This window comes from Kribbella sp. NPDC051952 (genome assembly GCF_040680855.1).
Lineage (GTDB): Bacteria > Actinomycetota > Actinomycetes > Propionibacteriales > Kribbellaceae > Kribbella.
Window position 1 is genome coordinate 122,986 of sequence record NZ_JBFAXQ010000017.1, and the last position, 12,218, is coordinate 135,203.

Below are 12,218 nucleotides of genomic sequence, written 5' to 3' on the forward strand. Positions count from 1 at the left end.
TCATCGGCTGGGTTGGGCTGACGTGATCTCGAGCGTCAGCTCATCCCGGTTCGCGCCGCGGTAGGCCATCATCGAGTCGCGCATCCGCCGCTTCAGCGGTGGTACGTGGTTGACGGTGCGCATCGCCGTACGCATCCCGGCCAAAGCCAGCCGGCCGATCACCGGCTTGTGCACCGGGTCGTCGGACGTCATCTGGGCCCGCGACTTCAGCACCGCGTCGAAGCCGTACTCGATCATCTTCGCCTCGTACTCATGCACCGCGGGAAGCAACTCCTCCCGGCCATCGCGTACGTCGATCAGCTTGCGACAGAGGTTCACCGCATCCCGCAAGGCCGTGTTCGCGCCCACGCCACGACCGGGCGTCATGGTGTGAATCGCGTCACCGAGCAGGGTGACGTTCGTCGTCTCCCAGGGCTCGACCGGGACCGAGGTCCAGATGTTCACCGGGAAGCAAGTGCCCGGATCGGTCAGCTCGAACAGGCGGCGCAGGTTCGGATGCCAGCCCGGCGTCAGCTCGAGGGCCGCGTCGATCAGGTCCTGACCGCGTAGCTCCATGATGTTCGCCGGCAGCTTGTCCTTGGTCGCCGACAAGCCCCAGTTCATGTAGTCGCGGGTGTTGTCGAACTGCAGGCCTGGCCAGCGCCGGATCAGCTCCTCGGTGTTGCCACCGATCCCGGCCTTGACCTGGCCGTCGCGATCCCACTGGAACTCCATCACGTGCAGGATGCAGGCGAGTCCTCGTGGCGCGGAGACGATCGTGATCCCTTCGAACACCTTAGGCGACACGAGTTTCGCGCTCTCGGCGGTGATCGGGAGCTTCCCGGCGATCGCGATGATCCCGGTCTCCTCGGTCTTGGCTTCCGGCAGGTACTGACGCCGTACGCGTGATCCGGAGCCGTCGGCGGCGACGAGCAGATCACCGGTGGCGTGCGTACCGTCCGCGAAGTACGCCGTCACCTGGTCGCCGTGCTGCTCGAAGCGGGTGAACTCCTTGCCGAACTCGACCACGTCGTCGAGGCCTGTCAGCAGGACCTGGCGCAACGTCATCCGGCTGATCGACTTCTCGCTCTCGACCGGATCGGTCGATGCCGGGATCTCCATCGCCAGGACCTCCTTGAGGTCCTCGGTCAGCATGTTGAAGTACTTCGGGTCGCGAGCCTTGGTCGCCACGAACGTGTCGTACAGCTCTTTCGGCAGCAGCGCATTCAGCGCCCGGCTCCCATCGGGGTCGATGCCGACCCGATAGCCGTGCAGGCCGTCCGTGCGCAGCGCGTCCCGCTCGAACACGGTCACGCCGATCCCCGCTCGCTTCAGACCGTGCGCCAACGCGAGCCCACCGGTCCCGCCACCGATCACCAATACCTTCATCGCCAGCTCCATGTATCTCGGTTGTTCAAGTATCTCGGTATTCCGAGTATCTTGGAGATCCGAGAGAAATGCAAGCCCTATGCTGAGGTGAACCATGACCAGTTCCCGAGAAGAGCTCGCCGGCGAGATCCAGCAGCGGATGATCCGGTTCATCGCCGAGGTGGTGCTCTACAACCACGCGGTGTCCGCGAAGGTGGGCCTGGGCGCGAGCGACTCCCAATTCATGACGCTGCTGCAGGCGTACGGGCCGCTCACCCCGCGCCAGCTCGCCGAGCACACCGGCCTGACCTCCGGCACGGTCACCGGCGTCATCGACCGGCTGGAATCGCACGGTTTCATCACCCGCGAGGCCGACCCGGACGATCGCCGCAAGGTCGTCGTCACGCCGTCCCTGGAGGCGATCCAGCAGAAGCTGGTCCCGCTGTACGCCGAGCAGGGCGCCCGGATGTACGGCGTACTGGCGCGCCGCTCGGTCGCGGAGCTGGAGACGATCTCGGAGTTCCTCAAGGACTCCGTCGCTGAAGCCGGGAGCTAAAGGGTTTGAGGCCGGCGCCCGGATCCGTGAACCTTCTGCCGTGACGGATTTTCATGATGGTCGTGCCGGGATCGACGCTGCCTTGGTACAGCGCCTGCTCGCCCAGCAGTTCCCGCAGTGGGCCGAGCTGCCGGTGACACCGGTCAAGATCGACGGCTGGGACAACCGCACGTACCGCCTGGGCAGGGATCTGACCGCGCGCCTGCCAACCGCCGAGGGCTATACGGCAGCGATCGATAAGGAACACCAGTGGCTTCCGGTCTTGGCGCCTTCTTTGCCGGTGGAGATTCCCGAGGCAGTGGCGAAGGGCGCACCGGGCGAGGGCTACCCGTACCCGTGGGCGATCCGCCGCTGGATCGACGGCGAGACCGCGTCAATGGAGAGCGTTGCCGACCTCGATGACTTCGCGCGCTCGATCGCCGAGTTCATCCTCGCCCTGCAGAGCGTCGACGCCACGGACGGGCCGCTCGCCGGCGCCCACTCGTTCTATCGGGGCGCGCCACCCTCGCACTACCACGACGAGACCGTGGCCGCCCTCGCCGAACTCGAGGGCCAGATCGACACCAACCTGGCCCGCGAGGTCTGGGACGCCGCGCTTGCGACCTCCTGGGACCGGCCACCGGTCTGGTTCCATGGCGACATCGCCAGCGGCAACCTACTGGTCCAGAACGGCCGGCTCTCCGCCGTCATCGACTTCGGCACTTCCGGCGTCGGCGACCCGGCCTGCGATCTCGTCATCGCCTACACGTTCTTCGCCGGCTCGTCCCGCGAAACCTTCCGTACGGCGGTCTCGCAGGACGCGGCGACCTGGGCCCGAGCCCGCGGCTGGACCCTCTGGAAAGCCTTGATCACCAAGGACTTTCCGGTCATCGAGCGCGTGCTCGACGACCACCTCACACAAACGCGCTGACGCCTTCGTACTCCGCTACCGGAGCGGCGCCGACGGTCTCGTACTCGAGCAGCAGCAGACCGCTCGGCGTCGCCTCCTGGCTCGCCAGCCGCAGTCCCGCGGTGTCACCCGGGTGCTCGAACAAGCGCCGTCCCGCGCCGATCACCGTCGGCGCAATCACCAGCCGGACCAGATCCACCAGACCGGCCCGCAGCAACGCGTCGCCGAGCCGCGCACTACCCTGGATCTGCAGCTCGTTACCCGCCTGCTTCTTCAACTCTTCAACAGCATCGAGGGTTCGGAGAACGGTCGTGGGATGCCAGCTGCCTTCATCCAGGGTGCTGCTCACGACGTACTTCGGTAGCGAGTTCATTCGCTCGGTGAACGGATCGTCGGGGTCGGTGATCTGCGGCCAGTCCCGGGCGAAGGCGTCGTACGTACGTCGGCCGAACAGCAGGCCGTCCGCGAGCTGGAGCCACTCAGAGGTCCGCCGTACGAACGCCTCGTCGACGAACGGCACCAGCCAGCCGCCACGGGTGAACCCGTCGCTCGTGTCCTCGGTCGGCGACCCCGGCCCTTGGCTCACCCCATCCAGCGTCACGAACTCCGTCAGCACCAGCTTCACAGCGCTACCTCGCCCTCGGCGACCTCGGCGAGTTGCTTGGTGACCGAGCCCCAGCCATCGGCGAACCCGAGCTCCGCATGCCGGGCCCGAGTCTCGGAATCGGGATGCCGGACGACGATCCGGTAGTCGGTCCCGTCCGCGTGATCGGCCAGCGTGACCTCCGCCGCCATCGCGATCGGGTTGGCCGCCACGGGCCGCCAATTGCTGTCGATCGCGTTGCTGAACACGATCCGCTCCAGCTCGTCGGCCACCAGCACGACCGCGTCCAGGTGCGGAACGAAGCGCGTCCCGTCATCGCTCATCAGCGTCACCATCGCGCCGCCCGGACGAATGTCCAGCCGCTCGACCCGGCACACCGCCGGCGAGGGCACCCACCACTGCGCGAACCTCCCCGGGTCGGTCCACGCCTTCCAGACAGTCTCCCGAGGCGCTCGAATGACGCGCTCCACGGTCAGATCGAACTCCGGATCAAAACGACTCACGATTCTTCCTCCACGGATTCGGTGACGAAACGCTCCAGCCGGTCAGTGCGGTCGGTCCAGATCCGCCGCTGCTCGGCGAGCCAGTCGTCCACGAGCGCCAGTCGCTCGCGATTCAGCTCACAGGTCCGCACCCGGCCGACCTTGACCGTGCGGATCAGGCCGTTCGACTCCAGCGTCCGGACGTGCTTCATGAACGACGGCAGGGTCATCGTGAACCCGGCCGCGAGGTCGCCCACGCTCGTCGGCCCACGGCCGAGTCGCCGGATCACGCTGCGCCGGGTCGGGTCGGCGAGCGCCACGAAGACGCCGTCCACCTCTGCCGAATACTGTGCCATGAGGCTAAGTATTGCCTGGATCAATAGTTAGCGCAAGGGCAAAGTATTGGGCAGGTGAAAGGCCCCAGCTCCGGTGGCGGAGCTGGGGCCTTTACGTGGATCGCTTAGATCGCTCGGTCGCTTAGACCGCTCAGTCGCGGGTGAGCTTGCGGTAGGTGACGCGGTGCGGACGCGCGGCCTCGGGGCCGAGACGCTCGACCTTGTTGGCCTCGTAGGACGCGAAGTTGCCTTCGAACCAGAACCACTTGGCCGGGTCCTGCTCGCTGCCTTCCCAGGCCAGGATGTGGGTGGCGACGCGGTCCAGGAACCACCGGTCGTGGGAGACGACCACGGCACAGCCGGGGAACTCCAGCAGCGCGTCTTCGAGCGACTGCAGAGTCTCCACGTCCAGGTCGTTGGTCGGCTCGTCGAGGAGCAGCAGGTTGCCGCCCATCTTCAGCGTCAGTGCCAGGTTCAGCCGGTTGCGCTCACCGCCGGACAGTACGCCGGTCGGCTTCTGCTGGTCCGGCCCCTTGAAACCGAACGAGGCGACGTACGCCCGGCTCGGCATCTCGAAGTTCGCGACCTTGATGTAGTCGAGCTCGTCGGACACCTGCTGCCAGACCGTCTTCTTCGGGTCCAGGCCGCCGCGGGACTGGTCGACGTACGAGACCTTGACCGTGTCGCCGAGCTTCAGCGTGCCCGCATCCGGCGTCTCCTCGCCGACGATCATCCGGAACAGCGTCGACTTTCCGACACCGTTCGGGCCGACGACACCGACAATGCCGGCCCGCGGCAGCGAGAAGCTCAGGCCGTCGATCAGCTTGCGGTCGCCGAAGCCCTTCACCAGCTTGGAGACCTCGAGCACTGTGCCGCCCAGGCGCGGACCCGGCGGGATGTTGATCTCGTCGATGTCCAGCTTCTTGGCGCGCTCCGCCTCGGCGGCGAGCTCCTCGTACCGCTGCAGCCGCGCCTTGCTCTTGGACTGGCGGCCCTTCGCGTTCGACCGGACCCACTCGAGCTCGCGCTCCAGGATCTTCTGCCGCTTGGCGTCCTTTCGGCCTTCGACGACGAGCCGCTCCTGCTTGGTCTCGAGGTACTTGGAGTAGTTCCCCTCGTACCCGTACGTGCGGCCGCGGTCGAGCTCCAGGATCCACTCGGCGACGTTGTCCAGGAAGTACCGGTCGTGGGTGATCGCCAGGACGGCGCCCGGGTACTTCTGCAGGTGCGCCTCCAGCCACTGCACGGACTCGGCGTCCAGGTGGTTGGTGGGCTCGTCGAGCAGCAGCAGATCGGGCTGCGCCAGCAGCAGCTTGCACAGCGCGACCCGGCGGCGCTCACCACCGGAGAGCTTGTCGACGATCGCGTCCGGCGGCGGGCACCGCAGCGCGTCCATCGCCTGCTCCAGCTGAGCGTCGATGTCCCAGGCATTGCGGTGGTCGAGCTCGGTCTGCAGGTCCCCCATCTCGGCCAGCAGCGTGTCGTAGTCCGCATCCGGATCGGCCAGCTCGGCGGAGATCTCGTTGAAGCGGTCGAGCTTCTGCTTGGTGTCGCCGACGCCCTCCTCGACGTTCTCCAGCACCGTCTTGCCCTCGGTCAGCGGCGGCTCCTGCAGCAGGATCCCGACCGTCGCGTCCTCGGCCAGCCGGGCCTCACCGTTGGAGGGCTGGTCGAGCCCCGCCATGATCTTGAACAGCGAGGACTTACCGGTGCCGTTGGGCCCGACCACGCCGATCTTCGCGCCGGTGAGGAAGTTCAGCGTGACGTTGTCGAGAACGACCTTGTCGCCATGCGCCTTCCGGACGTTGCGAAGCGTGTAGATGAATTCCGCCATATCCCACAGCCTATGTGCTCGGCCCCAGCAGATCCCAACCGGTTGTCCACAGATCCGAAGTCGGCCCGGCGAGCGGGGTGCGATCCGTGCATGTTCTCGGGTGACAGCGGAATTCGCGATCAGACAGAAGGTGGCCATCATGAGCCTCGGCGAGACCTACGTGACAGTGCTGGGCTGGGTCGGCAGCGAGCCGGATTTCAAGCAGATCCGAGGGGATTACGCGCATGTGTCGTTCCGGCTCGGCTCGACGCCCCGGCAGTTCGACCGCAATCTCAACACGTTCGTCGACAAACCGACGACCTGGTTCAGCGTCGAGTGCTGGCGCACGCTGGCCCAGAACGCTTTCGATTCGGTGCATCTGGGCCAACCGGTCATCGTCACCGGCAGGCTGCGGACCCACGAGTGGACCGACGACGCCGGCCAGACCCACAGCCGCGTCATCCTCGAAGCGTTCTCTGTCGGCCACGACCTCAACCGGGGTACGACGACCTTCGCCAAAGCTCCCGTGCGTGCGGCCGGATCCCCTGGTGCGCTCACCGCGGTCCCCGAGCCGGCTTCGCCGTACCCCGCCGATGAGTACAGTGCGGCCCCGCTCCCCCTGACCGCCGAGGTCCAGGAGTCGGAGGCGGCATGAGTATCTCAGTATTGACTTATATAAGCACTGACCGGCATTCTGGGCTCCACCCCAGCAGCCGAGCAGGAGAGGGATGCACCAGTGATCGACATCCTCGAGCACATCAACGCGGTCCAGCGCGAAGTCACCCGCACCGGCGAGACCGCGACCGTGCGGATGCGTCGTACCTACCGCGCCGAGCCGGAAGAACTGTGGGACGCGCTCACGGATCCGGAGCGGATGAAGCGCTGGTTCATGCCCGTGACCGGGGATCTCAAGGTCGGCGGCAGCTTCCAGTTGCAGGGCAACGCGGGCGGCGAAGTGCTGGAATGCGAACCACCCAAGCGATTCCGCGTCACCTTCGGCGGACCCACGAGTCTTCTCGAGCTTCGTCTCACCCCCGCCTCCGGCGCGACGACCGAGCTCGAGCTGGAGCACTCGATGAGCGAGCCGCCGGCTCCCGGCGGTTCCGGCGCGCTCTGGGTCGGCCCCGGCTGGGACGGCGGGGTGATGGCGCTCGCGCTGTACATCAACGGCGAGCTGCCCGAGGACGTCGACCCGGTCGCGATGGCCGACTCCCCCGAGGTCATCAAGTTCAACGAGGCCTCGGTCCGCGCCTGGATCGAGACAGTCCGCTCCTCCGGCACGACCTCCGACGAGGATCTCGCCGAAGCCGCCAAGATCTCCATGACCCAGTACGCCCCCGACGCCGAGCTCTGAGTCGAGCTCCACTTGGCCTGCCGACGGCGCGCACCCTTTGGCCATGCTGCCTGTGGTTGCCGGCCTCCGGACGGGATCCGTCCGGAGGGGTTCCGGTCAACGGGTGGTCAGCTGCGCGCGGTGGCGAGGCTGTCGCGGCAGGTGGTGTAGGCGTCGAGCTCGTCCCGGGCCGGGGACACAACGTGGCTGTCGGCAACTTTCTCCAGCTCGGCCCGGAGCGCGGTCGCCACCAGGCGGGAGCGCCGCGCGGCTCCATTGGTCGCGAGGACGCGGCAGCCGAAGGAGACCGCGAGCCCGAGGACGGCACCGCCGACGAGCATGATCCACGCGTACGGGATCCCGCCCCACTCCGGCAGCGGCGGGTCATCCATCCCGGCGATGCGCGCCACGAGCAGCGCCACCAACCAGGCGGCACCGCCAAGCGTCACCAGGAACAGCAGCCACTGGACGATCTTGGCCGCACTCCACCAGCCGGGGTTGTTGCTCGTCCCGAGGTCGGTCCGCGCGACTGCCTGGTCGAGCTCGTCGCCGAGCGACTCCTCCCGGCGACGGATCGCCGAGCGCACCGAGTCAGCCCACGGACGCGACAAACCCTCTGCGGCCTTCGTGGTGATCGTGCGGACGGCGGTGTCCATCCGGGCCCGCTGCACAGGTGTTGCCGCAGGCAACGAAGTACGCGCGATCGCAACCTCGGTGGACGCGGACTTCCGCAACGCCTTGCCCTGTTGACGCGAGACCTGGTCGACGTGCAGCCGACGCAACGGATCCGGCCGGAATCGCCCGAGCCACTTGGTCAGCGGCCACCCCGTCGCGGCCCGCGTGCGCTGCAGGTAGGAACGCCGTACGGCGTCAACCACCACAGGCAGGCCGCTTGCGTCGGAGAGTGCGTCGACGAGCTCGGTGATGTCGCTCTGGGCGATCTCCGGGGTCTTCGCATCGCCGCACTGGTTGGCCATCCGGTCCGAGACCCGGTCGACATCCGCGGAGAGACGTTCGCGGGCGGAGCGCTTGTTGCTGACCCGCTTCACCAGCAGGGATCGCAGCTCGTCCAGTCCGTCACCGCTTACCGCGGAGGTCGCGACCACCGTCGGCGACTTCAGGCCGTCGGTCTTGAGCAACCGGTCCAGGTCGTTGAGGCAGCTCTTGCGCTGATCCGGAGTCAGCTTGTCGATGTGGTTCAGCGCAAACACCATCACCCCCGAATGCGAGGCGAACGGTTTGATGTACCGATTGTGCAGCGCGGCGTCGGCGTACTTCTGCGGATCCACCACCCACACGAGCATGTCGACCAGCTCCACGAGCCGGTCGACGATCAGGCGGTGCTCGACCTCGGTCGAGTCATGGTCCGGCAGATCCAGCAGGATCAGGCCGTCCAGGTCTTCGGACTGCGCCTCCTCCAGGGAGCTGCGATGCTGCACCTGGTGCCGGCGCGGGATGCCCAGCCAGCTCAGGACCTCACCGGCGGGCTCCTCACCCCAGACACAGGCCAACGGCATCGAGCTGGTCGGCCGCCGGGTGCCGATCGCGGCCAGGTCGAGACCTGTCAATGCGTTGAACAACGACGACTTACCCGAGCCGGTCGCACCGGCCAGTGCGACCACGGTCAGTTCGCCGGACATCCGCAGACGTTGCGCGGATCGCTCCACGATCTGGTTGGCCTCGGTCAGGGCGACCGGATCCAGTCGGCCCTCGCCGGCCTTGGCCGCGGCGCCGAGTGCGTCGATCTTCTTCAGGACATCGGTCGCGCCCCGCACCGGGGTTTCAACCGCATCCACTGTTTCCGTCACGTGCAGTCCTCCACCGCGCGCGCGGCCTCCGTCAGTTGCCTGGCCGTCTCAGCGTCGACCGGATGCTGGTCAAGGACAGCCAGATAGCGGGCGAATTCGGCATCCATCAGGGCATGAACCTTACCGTCAAGGTCTTCACGCGCCTTCTCGACCAGGGTACGCACTGCCGTGTCGCCGAAGACAGCCTCCAGCAACTTCTGCCCGACCGCCGCGCTCCCGATCCCGGCGCTCGCCTCGGCCGCCTTCGGGATGCCCGCTCCGCTCGCGAAGATCGCGACCATCAGCGAGAGGCCCAGCCCGTTCACGCCGTACTCCAGGATGCGCGCGGTCGACCGCTTGTCCGCGCCTTCGCTACGGACCAACTCGACCACGAACGCCTGCCATTCGCGGACCGTGCGTCCGGCGCCGGCAGCGAACTCCTCGGACATCGCCCCGAGCTCAGGTCCACCGACCGCGAGCATCTGACGTCCGGGAGCGTTCGACTGCCAGGCCTTCTCGGCGCGTTCGGCGGCGGCCGCTGCGTGCTCGCGCAGGAGCGACTCCAGGCCGGACTCGATCGCGTCGTTCACGTCCCGCGTCTCGGCGGGTTTGTTGCCGACCGAGTTCTTCACCTTGTCGCGCAGGCGGCCGGCGTTGGTCTGCAGACCCTTCAGCAGCTCACCCGTCCCGACGAACTCCTGCCAGCGAGCGAGCACCTCGCCACGCAGCATCGTCCCGTCCTGGGTCGCCTTGGCGATGTCCTGCACAGCTTGGTCGTACGCCGATTCTGCCGTCGACCGAAGTTCGATCGCGGTCTCCGCCTGCGCCCGGACGGCAGTCGCGAACGGCGCCGTCTTCTTCACCATCGAGCTGACCGCGCCCTGCAGGGTCCGGCGGACGACGGCCGCCCGGGCCTCCGCGTCGGCGGCCAGGTCGATCAGCCAGTCCTTGATCGAGGCAACGGTCTCGGCCGGCAGCATTCCGTTGCCATCGACAACCGTCTCCTGGATCGAGAACAGCGGCGAGTCACCGAGCCCACGCTCGAGCAGCATCTGGGCGAGGTGACCGGTGATGTCGTCGATCGTCTCGCCCGGAGCACGGTCGAGGACGACAGCTACCGCCGTACTGCGGTCCGAGGCGCTCTGCAGGAAGTCCCACGGGACGGCATCGGAGTAGCGGGCAGCCGTGGTGACGAACAGCCAGAGGTCGGCCGCGGCCAGCAGCTGGGTGGCGAGGTCACGGTTCGCCTCGACGACGGAGTCGATGTCGGGCGCGTCCAGGATCGCGAGCCCACGGGGAACGGTGTCAGCCGCAACCAACCGCAGCTGGCCCGCATCCTCCATCCCACCCGGGCTCTCGGCGCTGGTCCGCGCCATGTCCGGGAGGACCCGATCGCCGACGAACCAGTCCGCGTCGTCCGGGTGATGAATCAGCACCGGCGAGCGAGTGGTCGGGCGCAGCACACCGGGTTCGCTGACGACCGTGCCGATGATGGTGTTCACGAGCGTGGACTTGCCCGCACCGGTGGAGCCACCGACGACAGCCAGCACCGGGGCTTCCAGCTGCACAAGCCGAGGCAGCAGGTAGTCGTCCAGCTGATCCAACATCGCCTTCTGCGACTGCCGAGCCTCGTCAGCCCCCACCACATCCAACGGCAACCGACTACCAGCCAGAGCGCCCCGCAACTTCATCAGCGCAGTAATCAAAGCCATAGCAGCCTGCTCAGCCGCCAACCGCTCAGCCAGCTGCTCCGCCGTCAACTCCTCAACAACCTCATCCCCAGCCCCGTCCCCGGAGCCAGAGCCGCCCTCACCCGATCCCGAGGCATCGCCCCCAGCCCCACCCGAGCCCTCCGAGGAAGCCTCCGCACCCTCATCCACCGAGCCCGACGAGGCATCCCCAGCGTCATTCGAGTCATCTGACGACGTACCCGCGGTCCCGTCTGAGTTCTCTGGAGAGCTGTCCGCAGCGCCTTCGGCCGAGGAGGACTCAGCCTGGTCCTCCGCTCCGGCCTCCTGCGCGTCCGCCAACTGCCCATCCGCAGGCTCACCAGGGGTGTCCTCCGCCGAGGCTTCCGAGGTGGCGCCTTCAGCACCATCCTCCGAGCCCTGCGCACCGTCTTCCTGCGCACCGTCTTCCTGCCCGGCGGGTTCCTGCCCAGCAGCTTCCTGCCCGGCGGCGTCGTTCGCGGCGTCTACCTGCGCGCTGTCTTCCTCCGCACCCGCGTCCGAGACAGCCTCATCTGAGTCGACCGAGGTGATTCCAGCAGCCCCTTCCTCGGAGCTGTCAGCAGCACCCTCCTCAGAGCCGTCGCCAGCTTCCTCGGGGGCCGCTTCCACGACCGCGGGAGCCGTCGCATGCTTCCCGCGCTTCCGGGAGCCCGACTTGCTACCTTCGGCCTGCTTGTCCTGCACGTCACCGGCCGACTCACCCGCGACATCTCCAGCTCGCTCGCCCGACTGCACGTCAGGCTGTCCACCCGGTTGATCCCCGGACTGCTCGCCTGCCTCTTTCGCGGCCTGCTCGTCCGTCAGTTTCGCGGACTCGTCGTCGTCATCGGCCTGCGTGGATGCCTCGGCGGCGACGGGCGGCTCGTCTGTCGGGGCCTCAGCGTCGTCAGATGGGCCATCTGCCGCGGGCTCGACCTCAACTGCGGGGTCTGCCGCGGATTCGTCGTCCCGGGCCTCAGAAGCCTCACCAGGCTCGTCCGCGGCACCGTCAGCCGCAGACTTATCAGCTGTTTTGGGCAGGCCGACGATGATGTTCCCGTATTCGAGCGGGAACCCATCCGGAGACTCATCCGGCTCGTAAACGACTCCAACAGTCGGCCGCGGCCGCTCAGCCGGCGCCGCATCCTCAGCCGGTACGACGCTCTCCTCGCCAGACCCCGCCTCCGCGGACTCCGGCGTCACGTCGTCACTCCCAGACGCAGCGTCAGTCGACGCGCCGTCCGCCGAGCCCGAGCTCTCCCCATCCGTCGAGCCTGAGCCCTCCGAGCCGGACGCACCAGCCCCCGCGCCGGACTCGGCCTCAACCTCAGTCACCTCAGGCCGCCCGGTGCCACCCTCGGAC

11 protein-coding genes are annotated in these 12,218 nt (G+C 67.6%); 4 read left to right on the forward strand and 7 right to left on the reverse strand.

Annotated elements, in window-relative coordinates; all coding sequences use genetic code 11:
• Complete coding sequence (locus AB0L70_RS28375) at positions 1–1,368, reverse strand: NAD(P)/FAD-dependent oxidoreductase (RefSeq protein ID WP_363689387.1); 1,368 nt, start codon at positions 1,366–1,368, stop codon at positions 1–3.
• A gap of 94 nt (positions 1,369–1,462) precedes the next feature.
• Between AB0L70_RS28375 and AB0L70_RS28380 the strand changes: the two genes are divergently transcribed.
• Complete coding sequence (locus AB0L70_RS28380) at positions 1,463–1,903, forward strand: MarR family transcriptional regulator (protein ID WP_363689389.1); 441 nt, start codon at positions 1,463–1,465, stop codon at positions 1,901–1,903.
• A gap of 40 nt (positions 1,904–1,943) precedes the next feature.
• Positions 1,944–2,813, forward strand: coding sequence for an aminoglycoside phosphotransferase family protein (locus AB0L70_RS28385; protein ID WP_363689391.1), 870 nt, complete (start codon positions 1,944–1,946; stop codon positions 2,811–2,813).
• On the opposite strand, the gene AB0L70_RS28390 is transcribed toward AB0L70_RS28385, so the two are convergent.
• The 4 genes from AB0L70_RS28390 to ettA form a co-directional block, all read right to left on the reverse strand.
• Positions 2,797–3,417 carry a dihydrofolate reductase family protein gene (locus AB0L70_RS28390; protein ID WP_363689393.1) on the reverse strand — a complete coding sequence of 207 codons (621 nt, stop codon included), beginning with the start codon at positions 3,415–3,417 and terminating at the stop codon, positions 2,797–2,799. The two genes, AB0L70_RS28385 and AB0L70_RS28390, sit on opposite strands and share 17 nt — an antisense overlap.
• Complete coding sequence (locus AB0L70_RS28395; protein ID WP_363689395.1) at positions 3,414–3,899, reverse strand: SRPBCC domain-containing protein; 486 nt, start codon at positions 3,897–3,899, stop codon at positions 3,414–3,416. Before AB0L70_RS28395 ends, AB0L70_RS28390 begins: the two co-directional genes overlap by 4 nt.
• The gene (locus tag AB0L70_RS28400; RefSeq protein WP_363689397.1) at positions 3,896–4,234 is read right to left on the reverse strand and encodes a metalloregulator ArsR/SmtB family transcription factor; all 339 of its coding nucleotides are present in this window, start codon (positions 4,232–4,234) and stop codon (positions 3,896–3,898) included. Before AB0L70_RS28400 ends, AB0L70_RS28395 begins: the two co-directional genes overlap by 4 nt.
• A 130-nt stretch (positions 4,235–4,364) precedes the next feature.
• Complete coding sequence (gene ettA, locus AB0L70_RS28405; RefSeq protein WP_363689399.1) at positions 4,365–6,047, reverse strand: energy-dependent translational throttle protein EttA; 1,683 nt, start codon at positions 6,045–6,047, stop codon at positions 4,365–4,367.
• A 139-nt stretch (positions 6,048–6,186) separates the two neighbouring features.
• On the opposite strand from ettA, the gene AB0L70_RS28410 reads away from it, so the two are divergent.
• Complete coding sequence (locus AB0L70_RS28410) at positions 6,187–6,681, forward strand: single-stranded DNA-binding protein (RefSeq protein ID WP_363689401.1); 495 nt, start codon at positions 6,187–6,189, stop codon at positions 6,679–6,681.
• Between the two features lie 81 nt (positions 6,682–6,762).
• Positions 6,763–7,380, forward strand: a complete 618-nt coding sequence (locus AB0L70_RS28415; protein WP_363689403.1) for an SRPBCC family protein — start codon at positions 6,763–6,765, stop codon at positions 7,378–7,380.
• Positions 7,381–7,487: 107 nt separating this feature from the next.
• Here the strand turns inward: AB0L70_RS28415 and AB0L70_RS28420 are convergent, their stop codons facing one another.
• The gene (locus tag AB0L70_RS28420) at positions 7,488–9,167 is read right to left on the reverse strand and encodes a GTPase (protein ID WP_363689405.1); all 1,680 of its coding nucleotides are present in this window, start codon (positions 9,165–9,167) and stop codon (positions 7,488–7,490) included.
• Complete coding sequence (locus tag AB0L70_RS28425) at positions 9,164–12,190, reverse strand: dynamin family protein (protein ID WP_363689407.1); 3,027 nt, start codon at positions 12,188–12,190, stop codon at positions 9,164–9,166. Before AB0L70_RS28425 ends, AB0L70_RS28420 begins: the two co-directional genes overlap by 4 nt.
• Positions 12,191–12,218 lie beyond the last annotated feature (28 nt).